Below are 19,270 nucleotides of genomic sequence, written 5' to 3'. Positions count from 1 at the left end.
TTCGTGACTCAGCCGCGCAGCGCTCAACTGGTTTGCGTCAGCCGCGCGCAGTGATGTCGTACTCGGCAACGATGTACGGGTGATCGGGGTCATACCTCGTCAGCGGCGCTGGATCGTCGACCTCTCCGACCGGACGGACCTCCGATCCCGATCGGCCGAGCCGTTCGTCGCCGAGCGTCGAACGGGCGACCTCGGCGAGTCGGTCGAGGCGCTCGACCACGTCCGGACGATCGGCGAGCACATCCGCGAGAACGTTCGTCGTCTCCCCGATGTCGCTGTCGAGGTCGTACAACTCGCGCTGCTCGGCTCCGTGTTTGGAGAAGTGCAGCTTCCAGCGGCCGGAGCGAACCGCCTCCAGATCGTTCATCCAGTAGTAGTAGAAGACCTCGTGCGGAGAGGGCGCATCGCCGAACCAGATCGACTGAATGTCGCGCCCATCGATGATCCGATCGGTCGGCACTCGACCGCCACACAGCGCAGCCAAGGTCGGGTACAGATCCATCGCCGTGACGAGTTCGCCGCTGACTCGACCCGCTTCGACGCGGGCCGGCCAGCGGACGATCCCCGGCACCCTCTGGCCACCCTCCCAGGTCGTGGTCTTCGCGCCGCGCAGCGCACCGTTGCTCGCGCCGAGCGACTCGCCTTCACCCCATGGCGGCGGATTGTCGCCGAGCGATCCGTTGTCGCTGGTGAAGATCACGATCGTGTCGTCGACGATTCCCTGCGCCTCGAGTTCGGCAAGGATGACCGCCGTCGCCCAGTCGATCGATTCGACCGCCGCGCCGTAGACGCCGTTGGACGACTGCTCGGCGAATCGCTCCTCGACATAGATCGGGAGGTGAACGTACATGTGCGCGAGATACAAGAAGAAGGGCCGCTCATCAGAGACACGCATGAACTTGAGCGCCTCATCGACGTAACGCCCCGTCAACGCCGCGAGGTCCGGCTGCTGTTCGATGACCTGCCCGTCGGCGATCAACGGCAGTGGCGCCAACTCCGGCATTGTCGGCGGCTCGCCTCCGGCCTGAATCCCCATGTCGTTGCTGTACGGCAACCCGAAATAGTGATCGAACCCGTGGTTGGTCGGCTGAAAGTCGGGCTGGTCACCACAGTGCCACTTCCCGACCGCCTGCGTTCGGTAGCCGGCATCCGACAGCAGACTCGCCAAGCTGTATTCCTCCGGCGCCAGACCGAGCCCCATGCCTGGAAACAACACCGACACACCTTCGAAGCGTCCGAATCCGATCCGCGGCGGGTAGCAACCGGTCAAGAGTGCACCGCGAGCCGGCGAACACACCGGCGATGCCGTGTAGAACGAATCGAATCGGAGTCCATCGGCCGCGAGCCCGTCGATCGCCGGCGTCTTGTTGAGCGTCGATCCATAGCAGCCGAGATCGCCGTACCCCAGGTCGTCACAGTTGATGAGTACGACGTTCGGTTGATTCGTCATCGTGGGTTCCTCGTTTCGCCCAGTCTGCAGATATTGATGTCATCAAAGTACCGGTGACGGGCCCCCACGGGGGCGGACTCGCGTGAACGCTCCGTTACGACGTCGGTCGACGCCGATCGGTTCGCGTCGTCGAGCGGCACGCTGGACGAGATGACGAGCGCTGCGTGTCGGGATCGGAGGCGATGGTCGAACCATCGAGCGCTCGACGACCACACACCACGAGCGCGTCGCTCGGGGAGTTCACGCGGCCGAAACATGCACGTCGATGCCCCGTGACGTTGACCCGCAATATTGACCACATCAAATATTGCGGATCGGCGCTACGTCGGTCGGTGCTCCCCCCAACCGAGAACCTGGAGATGAAGATGACCAAGCAATACGACCTGAAGATGCAGTCTCCGACGACGATGACCCGCAGGCGTCTACTACGCAACGGATGCATCGGTGTCGGAGCCATGTCGATGGGGCCGGCGTTCCTCGCGGCCTGCGGCAGTGACGACGACTCGTCGTCGGCCGACGAGCCCTCGACCTCCGGCGCCGCTGCCGACTCCGTCCCGGCTGTGTCGCTGACGCCGACCACACTGCAACTCTCGTGGACACCGAGCGTCCAGTTCGGCGGCACCTACCTCGGCGTCGACCGCGGCTACTACGCCGACCAGGGTCTGGACATCACGCTCGGCTCCGGCGGGCCGAACGTCGCCGGCAACACGCAGACCGTTTCGGGCGCTGCACTGATGAACATCTCCGGTGGCGACAACGTCGCTCGGTCCAACGCGGAAGGCGCCGCGCTCACCATCGTCGGCATGCAGTACCAGCGTGCTCCGGGCACGCTCCTGTCGCTCGCCGAGAAGAACCTCGTGACCCCCGAGTCGCTGATCGGAACACGTATCGCCGTCGCCGGCACCGACACGCCGGCACTCGACGCGTTCCTGCAGTACAACGATATCGATCGATCGCAGATCGAGTTCATCCCCAGCCAGTACGACCCGGCGGTCCTCACCGCCGATCAGGCCGACTCGATCTTCTGCTTCTACAACGACTTGCCCGTCGCTCTCGGAGTTCAGGGCATCGAGCACAGCACGATGCTGCTCGCCGACTTCGGGTTCAACCCGGCCTCTCAGGTGTACACGGTGTTGACCGAGAACCTCGTCGGCGAAAAGCGCGAACAGATCATCAGCCTCCTGCGTGCCGAGATCCTCGGCTGGCAGGACTACAAGACCGATCACGCCGAAGCTGCACAGATCTCGATCGACATGAACCCCGATGCGGGTCTCGACATCGAGACACAACTCGAACAGGCCGAAGTCCAGCTCGACATCATGTACAGCGACGTGACCGACGCCAACGGGTTCGCCTGGTTCACCGACGAGACCGTCGAAGAGAACATGAAGCTGTTCGCCGACCTCGAGATCGCTGGCGCCTCGCCGGAACTCTTCGACCGATCGCTGCTGGAGGAGATCTACGCAGACGGACCCACGCTGTGAACGTCTCGTCTCCTCCGAGACATCGACCGACCGAAGGCACCGACGAGGCCCACAGGATGACCCCGGCAACATCGAACACGCCGGTGGACGAGGGGTTGGCCCCGCGAGTCGAGTGCATCGACATCACGAAGCGGTTCGGCGACGGCAGCGCTGCGGTCCACGCACTCGATCACGTCTCGACCGTGCTGGAGCCGGGAACGGTGACGGCGCTGGTCGGGCCGTCCGGGTGCGGCAAGTCCACGCTGCTGAGGATCATCGCCGGCCTCGAGTCCGCCACCGCAGGCATGGTCAGCATCGACGGTGAGAGCCCCGATGTGTTGCGACGGCAAGGCGAGATCGCTGTCGCATTCCAAGATGCTTCCCTTCTCCCGTGGCGCACGGTCGAGTCGAACGTGGCACTGGCGCTGAAGCTCGCGGGCAAGAGGTCGGCACCCGGTCGTGTCGCCGAACTGATCAAGCTCGTCGGACTTGCCGGATTCGAGAAGGCCAAACCAGCTCAGCTGTCCGGTGGCATGCGTCAGCGAGCGGCGATCGCCCGCTGTCTGGTCACCGCCCCACGCCTGCTGTTGCTCGACGAACCGTTCGGCGCAGTCGACGAACTCACCCGCCGACGACTCAACCTCGAACTACCGCCCATCTGGCAGGACCGCGGGAGCACGACGCTCCTCGTCACCCACTCGATCCCCGAAGCCGTGCTGCTCGCCGACCACGTCGTCGTGATGTCGGCGCGTCCCGGCCGAGTCGCCGCAACGGTCGACATCCCGATCGAGCGACCACGACGGGCGAAGCACCTGCACCTTCCCGAGTTCCACCAGCTCGTGGACGAAGTCGGTGTGCTGCTCGGTGTCGACGTCGACAAGGACGACGAGCCAGAGTGACCGCCGCCGTCACCGCCCAGTCCCGCCCGGTGAAGGTGCGGCTCTCTCCGTCTCGCGCATCGATCGGGTCTGGCGCTCGCACCATCGCCGGTTTCGCCGTCGTGGCCGCAGCGTGGGAGTTCATCGCGCGCGTGATCCTCGGTGGAACGAATCTGATCGCCCCGCCGACCGGAGTTGTCGCAGCCAGCATCGAGAACTGGGACCTGTATCAACGTGCGGTTCGGATCACCGCCTGGTCGGCCATCCGCGGCTTCTTCTGGGGCAACCTCGTCGCGATCGCGCTGGCATCGCTCGTCGCGGTCGCACCGTCGGTCGAACGCGTGCTGTTGCGCCTGTCGCTGGCAGTGTTCTGCCTGCCGTTGGTGGCGATGGGACCAATTCTCCGCGTGGTGTGGGGTGTCGGCGAGGGTCCTCAAGTCACGATGGCCGCCCTCGCGGTGTTCTACACGACGCTCGTTCCGGTTCTCGTGGGATTCCGCGCAGTTCCACAGTCATGGACCGATCTGATCCACAGCTACGGACGCGGGCGGTTCCGAGTCCTGGCGACGATTCGCGCTCGCGCCTCGATCCCCTATCTCTTCGCCGGTCTCCAGGTTGCTGCGCCGGCCGCGTTCCTCGGTGCACTCGTCGGAGAGTTCACCGGCGCCGATCGAGGAATGGGCATTCTCACGATCAACTCGATGCGGGCACTCAAGACCGACGAACTGTGGGCGGTGGCCTCGATCTCCGCGCTCGTGTCGATGGCGGCCTACGTCGGCGTCGGAGCGATCGGCAAGCGGCTTTCCGTCGGTCGTCCTTCGCTCCTCATGGCACCCGGATCGAGCGGTCGAGCGATGTCGACATCGCGCCGCATCGCGCGCACCGCTGTCGAGGCGACGATCACGTTGGCGATCATCGTGGTGATCTGGGCGGGGCTCATGAACTTCTTCGACCTCGACTCGTACTTCGCGAAACGCCCGAGCGACGTGTGGCGCTACATGGTCTCCGGACCATCCGCCTCCGCCAACCGCTCCGAGATCCTCGAATCCCTCAGCGACACGGCCCAGGTCGTCATCCCCGGCTATCTGCTCGGGCTCCTGCTCGGCGCTGCGGCAGCATCGATCTTCGACCTCTTCGCCGCGGTCCGCCGGACGCTCACCCCGATCGCGGTCGCATTGAGGTGCGTCCCGATCATCGCGATCGCACCGCTGCTCGTGCAGGCGTTCGGCAGAGGCGTGGCCGGGATGACCATCACGGTCGCAATCATGACCTTCTTCCCGACACTGGTCGCGTGCGCCCACGGCCTCCGTCAGACACCGGGTCAGGTGCTCGACTTCTACGCGGTGTACGACACGAGCCGGGTACGCACGTTGCTGTCCGGGCAGATCCCCGCCATGGCACCCGCGTTCTTCGCTGCGGCGCGCATGGCGGTGCCCGCCACGATCCTGGCGGCCACGGTTGCGGAGTGGTTGGCGACCGGATCCGGCATCGGAAACCTGATGGCGATCGCAGCAGTGAGCAGTCGCTATGAGACGTTGTGGGCCTGCGTCGTGATCGTCACCGCGATCGCGTCGATCTCGTACGGTGCGGTCGCGGTCGTCGAGCGCCTCGTGCTGTCGCGAGTTGCACCCGAGCAGATGCAGTGGTGATCTCGATGACATCACCGAACAACGGTTGCGATCGCTCGCTCCCGACTCGTCGCCTCTCGTGACCTGGCGATCGGGAGACACCGTCGAGTTGATGGGAGCCGAGTCGACCGCGTACTTCGTCGATCTCGAACCCGAAGGAATGGAACGTCTGGCGCAGATCCTGCGCCTCACCTTGAGGACCCGACCCGGTGCCGAGATCACGATCACCGTCGACGATCCTGCGCCGATCCGCGTCACCGACGATCGTCGACTCCGACTGCGGGTGATCGACGTGCCAATCGAGTTCAACGGTCCACCACCCGAGCCGGGAGACACCGTCAGGCTGAACGTGATCGTGTCGACCTCGGTCTCCTCGGCGACGGCGGAGGTGCCATTGCTCGTTCACGAACCCGGGCGGACGATTCATCTGATCCCGCACTTCCACATGGACCCGGTGTGGTGGAACACTCAGGCGTCGACGTTCGACGAACTGGATCGATTCGACTGGTCGGGCTCACCACGGATGCAGTTCCAGCGCTCGGTGATCGACATTCTGCGCACCCACATCGACCGTGCCGAAGATGACCCCGAGTATCGGTTCTGCGTTGCCGAGGTCGACTACCTCGCACCGCTCTGGACACACCATCTCGAGGATCGAGAACGTCTACGACGGCTGCTGGCCGATGGTCGCGCCGAGGTCGTCGGCGCGACCTACAACGAACCGAACGGCACCCTCACCAGCGCAGAACTGTCTCGCCGCAATCTCGACATGGGCACCGAGTTCCAGCGTGACGTGCTCGGCCAGCGAGCCGACACGTCGTGGCAACTCGACGTGTTCGGCCACGACCCCCAGTTCCCCAGCCTGTTGGCGGACGCTGGCGTCGAGACGATCGTCTTTGCACGCGGTCCGTTCGGAGCGTGGGGCCCGATGCTCGACGGCGGCTTCTCGTCACCCGCCGACCCGGGCGAGATGCAATTCCCGACCGAGTTCGAATGGATCGCTCCGGACGGCCGAAGCGTCATCGCCGCATACCTCGCGGCGCACTATTCGTCGGGCTTTCGGATCGACGGATACGACACCATCGAGGAAGCGGCCGAGTTCCTGATCGGGGTCGGCACGCACCTCGGCAATCTGGCGGCGTCGAGCCATGTGCAGATGCTGGTCGGCACCGACCTCTCGCCTCCAGCGCGCTGGATCACCGAGCTACCCGGCTGGTTCGCCGCTCGCTACGCCTGGCCGAAAGTCCGTTGTTCGCTGCCGAGCGACTTCATCGGTGCGATGCGCGACGAACTCGCCGGTCGCCCGCTGTCACCGCAATCGCGCGACATGAATCCGGTGTACACCGGGAAGGACGTGTCGTACATCGACACCAAGCAGGCCCAGCGCGAGATCGAGAACACACTCGTCGACGCCGAGCTCTGGTCGACGGTCGCGAGCAGCCGCCACGGGGTCGACTATCCGGCGAACGAACTCGACGAAGCGTGGCGACTCCTCGTGTACGGCGCTCACCACGACGCCATCACCGGCACCGAGTCGGACCAGGCGTATCTGGAACTCCTCGCTGGCTGGCGTCGCGCCCACGCTCTCGCACACACCGTGAAGAGCAGAGCGCTCGACCACCTCCACCGGCGCGACGGCACGCTTGACGTTGGCACCGACCACGGTTCCGCCGCGTTGACGGTCACGGTGTTCGACGCGACCATCGGGGCGCGCACCGATGCCGTGCGGGTCGTCCTCGACCGCGACCATCTCGCTGCGCTCGATCCGAACACCCCATCGGGGCTGACCGTTCTGAGCCAAGACGGCGACGAGCTTCCCTTCGTCGTCGACGTCCTCGATGTCGACGAGACGTCAGGTGCGACGATCTCGATCGCGCTACGCGTCCTCGTTGCGACCTCCGGGATCGGCCGCACCACGCTGCGCGTCATCGCTGCTCCCGACCGGGCACTGCCACGCTGGGAACACCGTCCCGGCACGACGATCGAGAACCGACATCACCGATTGACGGTCGACCCGCAGCGCGGCGGTTGCGTGACGTCGTGGCGAGCGCTCGACGACGAGATGATGATCGAGGATCGGCTGGGCAACGAGTTCGTCGTCCACGACGAGTACCCGAACCACCCCACGCACGGCGAGGGCCCGTGGCACCTGTCGCCGACCGGGACGACGCGGCGCTCGTCCGACCGACCGGCGAAGGTTCGCTGCGAGACGTCACCGATCGGCGAGCGACTCGTGATCGACGCGTCCCTGCCCACGGCGGCCATGACGAACGGCGAGAGCGACGCTCGCGTCAGGTCGACATTGACGCTGCTCGCCGGCGTAGATCGCGTCGATGTCGGTGCCGTGATCGATGACCCTGATCTCCGCGACGAACTCGTTCGGGTCGAATGGGCGGCGGCGGTTCCGGGAGCGACCCCCGTCGTCGAAGTCGGTGAAGCCGTCGTCGGTCGTGGATTCGCCTTCACCGACGTCGACGCAGCACTTCACGCCGAGACGCTCGACACCGCCGCCACGAACTGGTTCGGTTCGTCGGTCACTGCCCGAGTCGACCTCGTCGCAGACTGCGCGGAGGCAGACGCAGCGAGTCCTGTGCTCTCGCATGCCATCGGCATCGGGGAGGTCGTGACCGCTGACTGGTCGCCGACGTCGATGTCCAGCGCGCGCCGACTGGTCGTGGCGTTGGGGGCCGCTGGCGTGACGGCCACTACGACGTCGGCCGCCGGTCGCCGATACGGCCGCCTCGGTTTCGACTCCAACGCTCCGGATCTGCGGATCGCTCTCGGAGAAGTGGGGGCGAACTCGGTCGCCGAGGCTGCACTGAGGAGGCTGCCCACCGCTGATCGGAGCCGTATCGACCGGAACCTCGCCGACACGGGCAGCGCCCGCGCGTGGACGCCCGCCATTCGGCCGCTGACGGATGTGTGGCAACCGGGTCTCGACGTCACGAACGACGACGACCTCCCCGTCCTGACCGTGATCGCCGTCGACGCCGCAGCGCTCGAACGCGAACTCGATGCACTCATCGAAGAGCTCGCCGTGCACCGGATCACCGTCGAGTCGGCCACGACCGCCGATCCTGCGGGCGCGTTCCGGCCTCCGTGGCCAGGGCGAACGGTGGCCGTGGCAAACACCGGCACACCGAGTTGCGCAGTGACGACAGACGGCGTGCTGAGCTGCGCCATCATGCGCTCCTCGACCGGGTGGCCGTCGGGTCAGTGGATCGAGCCACCCCGACGAACGGTGCCCGACGGCTCGTCGTTTCAACTCCAGCACTGGACGCACGCATACAACGGAGCGCTCTTCGCCCGCGACGGCGATTGGCGTCGAGCAGCAGTGGTGCGGTCGGCGAACGACCTGCAGCATCCGCTCGACGCGGTGGTCACCGTCGGCATGCCAGCCCCGGATGATCCGTGCGACGCCGGCGCCGACACCAACGCGCACAACCGACCCGACCAGGTCCTCGGCGCCGACGTCGACGTCGACGTCGAGGGTTCCGGTACGCCGATCCTCCGGTCGGTCAGCGTCGTGCGTCCCGGTGTCGCACGAGTGCGCCTCGGCAACGGCACGGGCACGCCATCGCGTCATCGCGTGCGGCTGGCCGGGCTCCCCGGTCAGCCAGGAGCGACCGGCACGGACCTGGACACCGGGCCGTTCCGAACCGACGAAATGACGTTGCCACTGCTGGCGGATCTTGCGATCGCGCCCCGCCCCGACGCCGAACCGACGCCGGTGTTCTCGCGTTGGTGGTCGCAGGGTCGAGGTCCGCTGCAGCGACGCCATGCCCCGGTCGCCATTCGCATCCATCCTCTCGGGCGTCGAGACGATGGCCAGATCGAGGTCGACCTGGTCCGTCTCACCGACCCGTTGATGACGCTGAGCCCTCGGGAGAGCGGCTGCGAACCCCTCGACGTCGAGGTCCAGGTCATCGCCGGTGATCGAGTCGTCTCCACGGCCACCGAGGCAATCTCCGCGGGAGCAGGGCGGACCGCCACCTACTCGACCGAGTGCTCCGGCGACCGGGCTCCTGGCGGAATCCGGGTGATCGCTCGCGGCAGGCACGCCGACGGCTCACGCTGGGCCGTGTACGACGAGGTTCACCGGACTCGTGCCGCACCCGTGGTCCTGGCGTCCGACCCGGCGTCGATTCGCGTCCTGCCCGGGCGCCGTGCCACGGCGGAGATCCGCGTCGAGAACCACGGTGACCTGTCGGCGTGGGTCGAACTCGACGTGTTGTGTCCGTGGGGCACGTGGACGATGACGCCGCCTCGGCACGAGGCCACGGTGCCGCCACACGACACCTGCGTCGTCACGGTCGAGTTCTCACCGCCGGTCGATGCTCCGACCGGCGCGTGGTGGTGGGGCGTGAGGTTGGTGGCAGGGCCGACCGTGGCGTACTCGCCTACTGCAGACATCGAGATCGTTGGGTCGAACTCCGCAGAGTGAGGAGCGGCCGTCCGTCAGGCGGGGCCGGAGCCCGCCACCTCGCGGCGCCGTCGTTTGGCGCGCAACATGGCCTGGTCGGCGGCGTCGAGCGGATCCTTCACGTCGAGCGGCGCGCTTCCGACACTGACCGACACGGTGAGCCCCGACTCGAGCCTGAGGTCGTCGACGCTCTCGACGATGCGTCGGGCGATCTGATCGGCGAGTTCGGCGTCGGCGCCGGGCAGCACGACCACGAACTCGTCGCCGCCGACCCGTCCGATGCCGTCCTGCGGTCGGCACACCGACTCGATGCGACGAGCGAGCTGCACGAGCACCTCGTCGCCAGCGGTGTGTCCGAGTCGATCGTTGACGCTCTTGAAATCGTCGACGTCGACGTACAGCAGCGAACCGGTACGCCGTTCCGAACCGAGGCGAGCAAACAGTTCGCGCCGGTTGATCAGCCCCGTCAACTCGTCGGTCGTCGCGGCCGCATGGAGCCGGTCCTGGTCGTTCCAGCGTTCGATGAGCATGGTGGTGGCCCGCACGAGTGACTGGATGCGTGCGGCCACGTTTCGTTTCACGCTCATCGGGTCGTAGTCACTCGGCACGCCGCCGACGAGCAGGAATGCCGCCGACAGCTTTCCGTGCACGAAGACCGGGGCGACGATCGATCGCGTCCAGCCGCGCTCGTCGAGCACGGCGCGAACACTGTCGGGAAACGCGGTGACGTCGACCGACGCCGAGGCACCGGCCGACAGACCATCCCACGGCTTCCAGCCGGTTTGTAGGCCGACCGACACGGCGTCGGCGATGACCTGGTCGACGGGTCGGGCGACGATGACGTTCGGCGAGTCCGGTTCGGCGAGGTCGATGAGAAGCCATCGGCTCGTGTAGTTGGCGTTGTCGACTCGAAGTTCTTCGCAGAGCATCTTGCGGACGGCGTCACGCGGCGCTCCGCCGATCTCGAGGTCGAGAGATCGAGTGTTCGAACCGTTGAGCGCCACCGGGATCAACAGGACCGTCCACGACCAGTCGTCGCCATTGATCATCTTCCCGGTCGGGATGACGTCGACCGGATGAGCAAAACCGTCGGGGTCGACGACCGCCATTCGGAACGGCAGTGGGAGGGCGATCGTGCTGGCCGACTCGTCCACGCTCTCGATGAAGTAGAGCGCCAGTTCGTCGGCGTCGGCAGGCGGCACGTGTTCGAACACGTTGGTGCCCGGCAGCGACGCCACGTCGAGGCCGAGAAATCCGCCGAAGCCGCCGCGAGCCTGCTCGATCGTTCCGTCCCTGAGCACGACGATGATCAGGCCGCGCATCGAGTCGAGCAATGCGTCAGTATCCATCTTCAGGTGCATCGGTCACCCCCGACCAGTTCTTGACCGTTCCCCGCTCAGCGCCGTCTCAAACGTACAAATCTCACCGGGGCGGCCAAACACATTCGGGGTGTGTGACCTGGGACGACCCGGACGACCCGCGCCACCCGATGGCAGCGTGCTGACAATTTTCCTCATGCTGATCATGTGACGCGCCGATGTGTCAGACATGAGCCAACTCATCGAGCAACGTTGGAAACGGTTCGGGAACGATCGCGTCTACGTGCGCGATTCCGACGGCAACGAGATCGGCCACGTCGACCTCAAGAAACGTACGGTCGCTGCGGCCGAAGCGTGCTACGAGGCCACGCTCGAAGACTGCCTTCGCCGGTGGGCCAGCGCCGACGCCGGAACGTCAGCCGCACCGATCGGGCTGCCCCCGCCCCCTCCGCCCGAGGCTCCCCCGCCAGCCTCGCCACCCGTGCTGGCCGCGCCGACTCCGCCGCCGCCCATCATCGAGGAGGCTGTCGCCGACCCGTCGGTCGACGTTGGCGCCGCCGCCACATCCACGGCAGACCCGACGGTCGACGCAGAGCTCACTGCCGTCTCCGAACCCGTCCCCGAACCCCGCGACCTCGCCTCGAACGAAGCCGGCGCGGCAGCACGAGCCGAGCGAGATCGCATCAACAGCGAAGCCCCCGTTCGCAACCTGCTCGCCCGTCTCTGCGGCGTCAAGACCGACGAGCGGGCGTGGCGCATCGGCGCGAAGGGCGAGGAGAAGGTCGGTCGACAACTCGCCAAGCTCGGGGCGGGCTGGCACGTGCTGCACGCCGTCCCCGTCGGAAAGAACGGCAGCGACATCGACCACGTGGTCATCGGCCCGCCCGGGGTCGTCACGATCAACACGAAGTGCCATCCGCGAGGCGACGTGTGGGTCGCGCGTCGAGCACTGCTGGTCAACGGCCGCAAGACCGACTACCTCCGCAATTCGCAGTTCGAGGCAACCCGCGCTGCCGAGCTGCTGTCGGCTGCGTGCGGACGTCCGATCGAGGTGCGAGCAGCGATCGTCTTCGTCGACCTGGAAGACATCAAGATCAAGCAGATGCCGCCCGACGTCCACGTGGCCACCCGCCGCCGCGTCGTCGAGTGGCTGCACTCACTCCCGGCCACCACGACGCCGGACGACGTCGACGAGATCTTCTCCCGAGCTCGCAACAGCACCACCTGGAAGACCCCATGAGACTCGCCACCTGGAACATCGGGCGGCTGTCAATGACTCAGACGCGACACTGACGAGCGATGAACGACACCAGCCATACTGGGCCCGCACTCGACGTGACGACCGGTGACATCACGACCGAACAGGTCGATGCGATCGTCAATGCTGCCAACTCGTCGCTGCTCGGCGGCGGCGGAGTCGACGGGGCGATCCACCGCGCCGCCGGCCCAGGCCTGCTCGACGAATGTCGACTGCTCGGCGGCTGCGACACCGGGGAGGCAAAGACCACGAAGGGCCATCGGCTGCCGGCGACGTGGATCATCCACACCGTGGGTCCATATTGGCGAGGCGGGGACCACGGCGAGGCCGAACTCCTCGCATCGTGCTACTCGTCGTCGCTCGCTCGCGCCGACGAGGTCGGGGCGCGGTCGGTTGCCTTTCCTGCGATCTCCACCGGCGTCTACGGCTACCCGAGTGACCTCGCGGCCGCCGTCGCGGTCGACGCAGTTCGCTCTGCGGCGACCTCCGTCGAGCTGGTCCGCTTCGTGTGCTTCGACGATGAGACCCGACGCCTCTACGAACAGCTCCTCACCTCACCCAAACGGTGACCCCGCCCCCAGCTCACGCGACCACATCGAGCCTGGGCAGAAATCACCCTCACGCGACGACATCGAGCCTGGGCAGAAATCACCCTCACGCGACCACATCGAGCCTGGGCAGAAATCACCCTCACGCGACCACATCGAGCCTGGGCAGAAATCACCCTCACGGGTGGCGACTGCGGGTGTCTTTCTGACCGGGTCAGTGGTTTCGGAGGGCGTCGATGAGTTCGCTCTTCGACATCTTGGAGCGGCCGTCGATACCGATCTCGCGAGCCCGCTCAAGCAGTTCTTCCTTCGTCCGATCCTCGTAGTCCTCGGCTTCGCCGCCGCGTTTGCCGACCTCTGAACGGCCCTCGGCCGCCGACGCGTTCGAGATGCGCGCCGCCTTCTCCTTGCTCATTCCTTCATCGCGAAGTGCTTCGTACTGATCCGGGTCCTTGATCGACGACCCGGGTGACTTGCCCCGTGGCATGAGATCTCCTCTCCGACAGCCGAACTCCTGTCGAGTCCGGTCTGAGACGGGATGTACCCGAATTGCTCCGACCTATGCACCGACGACTGCGAGGACGGGATGGAGCGTCACGTATCGATGGCGTTCCATGCGGTGACGATGCGATCGACGACCTGGTCGACGTCGTCGTGCCGAACCGCCAGACGAACGTCGACGCCGGTGTCGGTGTCGGAGTGGGCGTCGGCGTCACCGACATCATCGGGATCACCGTCGAGCCGGACGACCCACACGTCGGTGTCGCCGGAGTCGTCGGTCCGGCGGCCGAGCACGAACGCCGGTGTCGCGACGACCGCTCCACAACTCGTCCGGGTTGCAGTGTGGAACCACGCGCACACCGCGTCGCGAGGCGTCGATTCGGCGTCGCTGTCTGACGCAGCGAGCATCGCCTCGGGCGTCGCCGTCCCGTCGAGGAACGGCCGGTGCAGTCGCCGAGCGAGCGAGAGGCCGACCCGCGATGCCTGAACGTGATCGTCGCTCGCGACGACGATGTGTTGCTGACGGCGATCATTGCGAGGTCGCATCGCGCTCTCGCTCCACTGGCATCACTGGCATCGGTTCACTGAGGGCCGACGTACGGCGAATCGTGCGCACGTGCGTCGACGAGTCCAGATGGCTCGTGCACATGAGGTCGTCTCCGTTGTGGGAGTCGGGCACCGAGGTCTTGGGTGGCGGACGAACGTCGCCGGGGTCCGGGGCGACGGTCTCAGTCAACCACGCCGTGACCGCGCGCGCCATCGCGACCGCGCAGACGACCACGGACGCCATGCGCGAGTCGCTCTCGGCCCGATCGCGCGAATGAGCCAGCGGCACCGCGGGTACGAGAACGGTGCGGGCCGGCCGAGCGACTGCCTGGCCGGCCCGCCCAACACAGCACAACGATTCAGCGAAAGGACGTGACACCATGGCGAACACATGGACGTATCGCGAGAACATCCATCGGGCGGACACGGATTTGAGCGGCTTCGACGTCGAGGCGACCGACGGCGGCATCGGAAAGGTCGACGAGGCCACGAGCGATCGTGACCACATCATCGTCGACACCGGGTTCTGGATCTTCGGCAAGCGCCGACTCCTGCCCGCCGGCGTCGTGACTCGTGTCGACTACGACGACGAGAAGGTCTACGTCGACATGACCAAAGACCAGATCAAGGAAGCACCCGATCTCGACGAGACGGTCGATCGCACGAGTGGCGACTGGGACCGAGACCGCGATCGCTACACCACGTACTTCGAGCCCTACATCTGGTGACACCGCCATCTGGTGCATTGCCATCCAGTGCACAGTGCACCGCCGCTCCTTGCGTCGGCGCACACGGTGTCTGACACCGTGTGCGGCGACGCACGCGATCGGAAGCAGGGGCGAGCAGCGGGAATAGTTCGTCGCGATCCGGGTACGACCTCTTCGAGACCAACTCAGCACAACGAGGTGATCAGCATGAACAACACACCATGTCGAATCGTCGAAGGTGGAGCGAGCGAACGATGAGCGCCACCAAGTTCGGACTGACGTTGTCGAGCGAGGAACACGGCCCGCAGCGACTCGTCGAACTGGCCTCACTCGCCGAGGCTGCCGGATTCGACTTCGTCTCGATCTCCGACCACTTCCATCCGTGGATCCCGGAACAGGGCCACTCTCCCAACGTCTGGCCGGTGCTGGGTGCCATAGCGGCGACGACCGAACAGCTCGAGATCGCGGTGGGCGTGACTTGCCCGATCATGCGAATCCACCCAGCGATCCTGGCGCACCTCACGGCGACGACGGCGGGGCTCTGCGACGGTCGCTTCACGTGGGGTGTCGGTTCGGGCGAAGCGCTCAACGAGCACGTCCTCGGCGACCGATGGCCACCGGCGCCGCAGCGCATCGAGATGCTCCGCGAGGCGGTCCACCTGATCCGTGAACTGTGGACCGGCGAGAACGTGACCTTCTCCGGCGACCACTTCCACGTCGAGAACGCGCGCATCTACGACCCGTCGGAGCATGAGATTCCACTCGTCGTGTCGGCGTTCGGTGACCGTGCCGCCGGCGTCGCTGCCGAGGTCGGCGACGGACTCTGGATCACCGGTACCGACGGCCCGATCGACGTGTGGAAGGAAGCTGGCGGTTCGGGACCGGTGTACTCACAGCTGTCGTTCTGCTGGGCGGAGGATCGCTACGAGGCCCTCGACACGGTCGCTCGCATCTGGCCGAACACTGCGGTGCCCGGTCAGCTCAGCCAAGACCTGCCCACACCCGAGCACTTCGAGATGGCCACATCGATCGTGACGAAGGAGATGCTGGCCGAGCAGGTCGTCCACGGACCCGACCTGGACCCGCTCGTCGAGAACGTCGAGCGTGCAGTGGCGGCCGGCGTCGACCACGTCTACTTCCATCAGATCGGTTCCGACCAGGAGGCGTTCTTGCAGGTCTGGAAGGACGAGTTGGCTCAGCGCCTTCGCTCGGGCAGCGGCTCGTAGCGACGGGCCGACGCGCGCGACGAGCCCATCGGCGGCGCCTCGGATCGAACGTCGCCGCCAGTCGGATCAGACGGGTTCGAGTTCTTCGAATCGGCGCCGGGCGGCGCGGACATCGGGGAGGTGTTGCTCGGTCCAGTCGCGCATGGCCGCGAGCGGCTCGGTCACGGTTCGGCCGAGGTCGGTGAGCGAGTACTCGACCTGCGGTGGTCGCTTCTGAGCGAGCACGGTCCGCTCGACGAGTCCGTCCTGTTCGAGGCGTCGGAGCGTCTGCGTGAGCATCTTCTGCGTGATGCCCGGGATGGCGCGTCGCAGCTCACCGAAACGATGCACGCGCTCTTCGAGTCTGCCGATGATCAACGCCGACCACTTCGAGGCGACGAGGTCGAGAATGTCACGGCACGGGCACTCGGCCGAGTAGAGGTCGCCGAAGTGTTCGGGGTCGTCGCAGGAGTCGTGATCCACCGAGAGGGCGACAATTCCCTGTTCACCAGTGGTTTCCATCGGGTACCTACCTGTCTTGAGAGTGCCTTCTTGCGTTCGGGTACTACAGAGATCATCCTGGATCACATGACGGAAAGCAACCCCCAGATGCATGCGATCGTCCGACACGACGACGGCTCACTGTCGCAACAGCAGGTCGATCGACCGACCCCCGGACCGACCGAGGTGCTGATCAAGAACGCGGCGGCCGGCATCAACCCGGTCGACTGGAAGATTCGAGCGAACGGTGACGCCTTCGGCACGTTCGACGCCGCCCGCCCGATGATCCTCGGGTGGGACGTCGCCGGCGAAGTGGTCGAGGTCGGCGCGGGCGTCACACGCTTCGAGGTCGGTGACCGAGTGTTCGGCATGCCTCGATTCCCACGACCTGCCGAGGCCTACGCCGAGTACGTCGTCGCCGGGTCGCGCGAGGTCGCCAGGACGCCCGCTGCGCTCTCCGACATCGAGGCCGGCGCGCTGCCGCTCGCAGTGCTGACCGCCTGGCAGGCGGTGGTCGACACGCTGCACATCGGTGAGGGCGACCGCTTGCTCGTCCACGCCGCGTCAGGAGGCGTCGGCCACCTCGCGGCACAGATCGCCAAGGCCCGCGGCGCAGAGGTGTGGGGAACCGCATCGGCCAAGAACCACGACGCCCTGCGCGACCTGGGCGTCGATCACCTCATCGACTACCGGACCGAGCGTTTCGAGGAGATCGCCGTCGACATGGACGCGGTGCTCGACCTCGTCGGCGGTTCGGAGCACGCCGAGCGATCCGTGAAGAGTCTTCGCCGTGGCGGTCGACTCGTCGTCGTTCCCGGCGGCGACGCGATCCCACCCGCATCAATGCTCGACGACGCAGGCGTGAGCGCGACGTGGATCCTCGTCGAACCCGACTACGCATCGCTCGAAGCCGTGGCGGCGATGATCGAGGCCGGCAGTCTGCGCGTCGTCGTGGGCGACACCCGGCCGCTCGACCGACTGGCAGAACTCCACGAGATCGGCGAGACCGGTGGCCCGATGGGCAAGCTCGTCGCCACCATCGGCTGATCGGCGAGCACGATGACGCACCACGACACACACTTCGCGCCGATCAACCGCGGCTACGACTCGGTGTTTCGACCTGGCCGTCTGAGCGTGGGCCTCGTCGCCCCGATCGAGAACCACCACGGGCCGATACCGACGATGGACCGACACCTCGAGCGTGTCCGCCTCGCCGAAGAGCTCGGCTTCGCCGCGGTGTGGCTGCGCGACGTGCCGTTCAACGTCGACTCGTTCGGTGACGCCGGACAGCTCCACGACCCCTTCGTCTACCTCGGACTGCTGGCCGGCGCCACCGAGCGGATCGCGCTCGGCACGGCGAGCATCGTGCTCCCATTGCGACACCCCGCACACGTCGCGAAGGCGGCTGCCAGTGCCGACGTCCTGTCGGGCGGAAGGGTGATCCTCGGTGTTGCGTCGGGCGATCGCCCCGACGAGTTCCCGGCGATGAACGTTCCGTTCGAGGAGCGCGGCGAACGCTTCCGCGAATCGTTCGAGTACCTGACGCGGATGGCCGATGAACGGCCGCGTTTCACGAACTCGTTCGGCACGACGAACACGGCGATCGACCTGCTCCCCAAGCCGACCGGTGGCCGACTGCCGCTCATGATCACCGGATCGAGCCGGCAGACACCCGAGTGGGTCGCTCGGCACGGCGACGGCTGGATGACGTATCCGAGAGCGAATGCGGTTCAGACGAGTCACGCGATCGACCAGTACCGCGATGCGGTCGACGCCGCCGGCCGCGACATGCAACCGGTGATGCAACCGCTCTACATCGACCTGGCCGACGACCCGTCGGAGCGGATGCGTCCGATCCACCTCGGCTACCGACTCGGCGTCGACCGACTGGGCGAGCATCTGCGCTCGCTCGAGGCGGCAGGTGTCAACCATGTCGCCCTCAATCTGCGGTTCAACACCTCGCCCGTCGAGCCGACGCTCGAGACACTCGCCAACCACCTCCTCCCCGACTTCACGCACCAAGGAGCACTCACATGTCAACCATCATGATCACCGGCGCCACCGACGGCATCGGTCTCGCCACCGCCGAACACCTCGCAACGCTCGGCCACCAGCTCGTCCTCCACGGCCGCAATCCGGTCAAGCTCGACGCCGCCCGCAAGGCGGTCGAGGCTCGTCGCGCCGGCTCGGTGACGGCCACGCTCATCGCCGACCTGTCGATGTTGGCCGAGGTCGATGCGCTCGCCGATGCCGCCGCCGATCTCGGCCTCGATGTGCTGATCAACAACGCCGGCGTCTACCACACCGACCGCCCGGTGACGACCGACGGCCTCGACGTGCGATTCGTCGTCAACACGATCGCTCCCTACCTGCTGACACGCCGACTGCTCCCGAACCTGCCGCCGAACGGGCGGGTCGTGAACCTCTCGTCGGCCGCCCAGGCTCCGGTCGACCTACGCGCGCTCGCCGGTGACCGGCGACTCGGCGATGGTGCTGCATATGCGCAGAGCAAGCTGGCGATCGCGATGTGGACGCGTCACATAGCCACCGAGATCGGCGCCGATGGCCCGGTCATCGTGGCCGTCAACCCGGGTTCGCTGCTCGCCACCAAGATGGTGCGCGAGGGCTACGGCATCGCCGGCAACGACATCCGCATCGGCGTCGACGCGCTCACCCGCGCGGCGACCGGCGACGAGTTCGCCGCCGCGTCAGGTCGCTACTTCGACAACGACTCCGGCCGGTTCGCCAGCCCGCACCCCGATGCCCTCGACGCAGGCATGAACGCCGCCCTCGTGGCCGCCCTCGACGAGCAGATCGCCGCGCTCACGTCTTCCTGACCCACC

At 66.6% G+C, this 19,270-nt stretch carries 16 protein-coding genes; 11 read left to right on the top strand and 5 right to left on the bottom strand.

Annotated features, from left to right (window positions below; translation table 11 throughout):
• Window positions 1–37: 37 nt before the first annotated feature.
• A complete protein-coding gene (locus YM304_RS03025; RefSeq protein ID WP_015440160.1) occupies window positions 38–1,450 on the bottom strand; it encodes a sulfatase family protein in 1,413 nt (470 codons plus the stop codon).
• Between the two features lie 359 nt (window positions 1,451–1,809).
• Here YM304_RS03025 and YM304_RS03020 point away from each other — a divergent pair, with 359 nt between their 5' ends.
• From YM304_RS03020 to YM304_RS03005, 4 genes are all read left to right on the top strand, one after another.
• Window positions 1,810–2,934 (top strand): ABC transporter substrate-binding protein, encoded by a 1,125-nt coding sequence (locus tag YM304_RS03020; RefSeq protein ID WP_197536920.1) that lies wholly within the window; start codon window positions 1,810–1,812, stop codon window positions 2,932–2,934.
• A 56-nt stretch (window positions 2,935–2,990) separates the two neighbouring features.
• Window positions 2,991–3,812 carry an ABC transporter ATP-binding protein gene (locus YM304_RS03015; RefSeq protein WP_154723286.1) on the top strand — a complete coding sequence of 274 codons (822 nt, stop codon included), beginning with the start codon at window positions 2,991–2,993 and terminating at the stop codon, window positions 3,810–3,812.
• Window positions 3,809–5,440: an ABC transporter permease gene (locus YM304_RS03010; protein WP_015440156.1), complete on the top strand. Its 1,632-nt coding sequence runs from the start codon at window positions 3,809–3,811 to the stop codon at window positions 5,438–5,440. Before YM304_RS03015 ends, YM304_RS03010 begins: the two co-directional genes overlap by 4 nt.
• A 91-nt stretch (window positions 5,441–5,531) precedes the next feature.
• Window positions 5,532–9,863 (top strand): glycoside hydrolase family 38 N-terminal domain-containing protein, encoded by a 4,332-nt coding sequence (locus YM304_RS03005; RefSeq protein ID WP_154723285.1) that lies wholly within the window; start codon window positions 5,532–5,534, stop codon window positions 9,861–9,863.
• Window positions 9,864–9,877: 14 nt separating this feature from the next.
• Here the strand turns inward: YM304_RS03005 and YM304_RS21860 are convergent, their stop codons facing one another.
• A complete protein-coding gene (locus YM304_RS21860) occupies window positions 9,878–11,191 on the bottom strand; it encodes a GGDEF domain-containing protein (RefSeq protein WP_162142026.1) in 1,314 nt (437 codons plus the stop codon).
• Between the two features lie 199 nt (window positions 11,192–11,390).
• Here YM304_RS21860 and YM304_RS25250 point away from each other — a divergent pair, with 199 nt between their 5' ends.
• Both YM304_RS25250 and YM304_RS02990 read left to right on the top strand, forming a co-directional pair.
• Window positions 11,391–12,401, top strand: coding sequence for a nuclease-related domain-containing protein (locus tag YM304_RS25250; RefSeq protein ID WP_051071287.1), 1,011 nt, complete (start codon window positions 11,391–11,393; stop codon window positions 12,399–12,401).
• 59 nt (window positions 12,402–12,460) lie between these two features.
• Window positions 12,461–12,988, top strand: a complete 528-nt coding sequence (locus tag YM304_RS02990) for an O-acetyl-ADP-ribose deacetylase (RefSeq protein WP_015440152.1) — start codon at window positions 12,461–12,463, stop codon at window positions 12,986–12,988.
• Window positions 12,989–13,181: 193 nt separating this feature from the next.
• Here the strand turns inward: YM304_RS02990 and YM304_RS02985 are convergent, their stop codons facing one another.
• Both YM304_RS02985 and YM304_RS02980 read right to left on the bottom strand, forming a co-directional pair.
• Window positions 13,182–13,454 carry a DUF7218 family protein gene (locus tag YM304_RS02985; RefSeq protein WP_015440151.1) on the bottom strand — a complete coding sequence of 91 codons (273 nt, stop codon included), beginning with the start codon at window positions 13,452–13,454 and terminating at the stop codon, window positions 13,182–13,184.
• A gap of 107 nt (window positions 13,455–13,561) precedes the next feature.
• The gene (locus YM304_RS02980; protein WP_015440150.1) at window positions 13,562–14,014 is read right to left on the bottom strand and encodes a hypothetical protein; all 453 of its coding nucleotides are present in this window, start codon (window positions 14,012–14,014) and stop codon (window positions 13,562–13,564) included.
• 380 nt (window positions 14,015–14,394) lie between these two features.
• On the opposite strand from YM304_RS02980, the gene YM304_RS02970 reads away from it, so the two are divergent.
• The gene (locus tag YM304_RS02970) at window positions 14,395–14,742 is read left to right on the top strand and encodes a PRC-barrel domain-containing protein (protein ID WP_051071286.1); all 348 of its coding nucleotides are present in this window, start codon (window positions 14,395–14,397) and stop codon (window positions 14,740–14,742) included.
• Between the two features lie 233 nt (window positions 14,743–14,975).
• Window positions 14,976–15,947: a TIGR03557 family F420-dependent LLM class oxidoreductase gene (locus YM304_RS02965; RefSeq protein WP_015440146.1), complete on the top strand. Its 972-nt coding sequence runs from the start codon at window positions 14,976–14,978 to the stop codon at window positions 15,945–15,947.
• Window positions 15,948–16,013: 66 nt separating this feature from the next.
• Here the strand turns inward: YM304_RS02965 and YM304_RS02960 are convergent, their stop codons facing one another.
• Window positions 16,014–16,448 carry a winged helix-turn-helix transcriptional regulator gene (locus YM304_RS02960; RefSeq protein ID WP_015440145.1) on the bottom strand — a complete coding sequence of 145 codons (435 nt, stop codon included), beginning with the start codon at window positions 16,446–16,448 and terminating at the stop codon, window positions 16,014–16,016.
• Between the two features lie 66 nt (window positions 16,449–16,514).
• Here YM304_RS02960 and YM304_RS02955 point away from each other — a divergent pair, with 66 nt between their 5' ends.
• From YM304_RS02955 to YM304_RS02945, 3 genes are read left to right on the top strand one after another with little or no spacing between them, the layout of a single operon-like run.
• The gene (locus YM304_RS02955; protein WP_154723284.1) at window positions 16,515–17,474 is read left to right on the top strand and encodes an NADP-dependent oxidoreductase; all 960 of its coding nucleotides are present in this window, start codon (window positions 16,515–16,517) and stop codon (window positions 17,472–17,474) included.
• Between the two features lie 12 nt (window positions 17,475–17,486).
• Entirely contained in the window at window positions 17,487–18,476 is a 990-nt protein-coding gene (locus tag YM304_RS02950) for an LLM class oxidoreductase (RefSeq protein ID WP_015440143.1), read from the top strand.
• The gene (locus YM304_RS02945; RefSeq protein ID WP_015440142.1) at window positions 18,461–19,264 is read left to right on the top strand and encodes an SDR family NAD(P)-dependent oxidoreductase; all 804 of its coding nucleotides are present in this window, start codon (window positions 18,461–18,463) and stop codon (window positions 19,262–19,264) included. Before YM304_RS02950 ends, YM304_RS02945 begins: the two co-directional genes overlap by 16 nt.
• The last annotated feature ends 6 nt before the right edge of the window (window positions 19,265–19,270 follow it).

This window comes from Ilumatobacter coccineus YM16-304 (genome assembly GCF_000348785.1).
GTDB classification, from domain to species: domain Bacteria; phylum Actinomycetota; class Acidimicrobiia; order Acidimicrobiales; family Ilumatobacteraceae; genus Ilumatobacter_A; species Ilumatobacter_A coccineus.
This window is presented reverse-complemented; position numbering and strand designations above follow the sequence as displayed.

Bases quoted from the DNA above. Each gene is read 5' to 3' on its own strand.
- YM304_RS03025 (WP_015440160.1), bottom strand. From the start codon at position 1,450: ATGACGAATCAACCGAACGTCGTACTCATCAACTGTGACGACCTGGGG.
- YM304_RS03020 (WP_197536920.1), top strand. From the start codon at position 1,810: ATGAAGATGACCAAGCAATACGACCTGAAGATGCAGTCTCCGACGACG.
- YM304_RS03015 (WP_154723286.1), top strand. From the start codon at position 2,991: ATGACCCCGGCAACATCGAACACGCCGGTGGACGAGGGGTTGGCCCCG.
- YM304_RS03005 (WP_154723285.1), top strand. From the start codon at position 5,532: ATGGGAGCCGAGTCGACCGCGTACTTCGTCGATCTCGAACCCGAAGGA.
- YM304_RS21860 (WP_162142026.1), bottom strand. From the start codon at position 11,191: ATGGATACTGACGCATTGCTCGACTCGATGCGCGGCCTGATCATCGTC.
- YM304_RS25250 (WP_051071287.1), top strand. From the start codon at position 11,391: ATGAGCCAACTCATCGAGCAACGTTGGAAACGGTTCGGGAACGATCGC.
- YM304_RS02990 (WP_015440152.1), top strand. From the start codon at position 12,461: ATGAACGACACCAGCCATACTGGGCCCGCACTCGACGTGACGACCGGT.
- YM304_RS02985 (WP_015440151.1), bottom strand. From the start codon at position 13,454: ATGCCACGGGGCAAGTCACCCGGGTCGTCGATCAAGGACCCGGATCAG.
- YM304_RS02980 (WP_015440150.1), bottom strand. From the start codon at position 14,014: ATGCGACCTCGCAATGATCGCCGTCAGCAACACATCGTCGTCGCGAGC.
- YM304_RS02970 (WP_051071286.1), top strand. From the start codon at position 14,395: ATGGCGAACACATGGACGTATCGCGAGAACATCCATCGGGCGGACACG.
- YM304_RS02965 (WP_015440146.1), top strand. From the start codon at position 14,976: ATGAGCGCCACCAAGTTCGGACTGACGTTGTCGAGCGAGGAACACGGC.
- YM304_RS02960 (WP_015440145.1), bottom strand. From the start codon at position 16,448: ATGGAAACCACTGGTGAACAGGGAATTGTCGCCCTCTCGGTGGATCAC.
- YM304_RS02955 (WP_154723284.1), top strand. From the start codon at position 16,515: ATGACGGAAAGCAACCCCCAGATGCATGCGATCGTCCGACACGACGAC.
- YM304_RS02950 (WP_015440143.1), top strand. From the start codon at position 17,487: ATGACGCACCACGACACACACTTCGCGCCGATCAACCGCGGCTACGAC.
- YM304_RS02945 (WP_015440142.1), top strand. From the start codon at position 18,461: ATGTCAACCATCATGATCACCGGCGCCACCGACGGCATCGGTCTCGCC.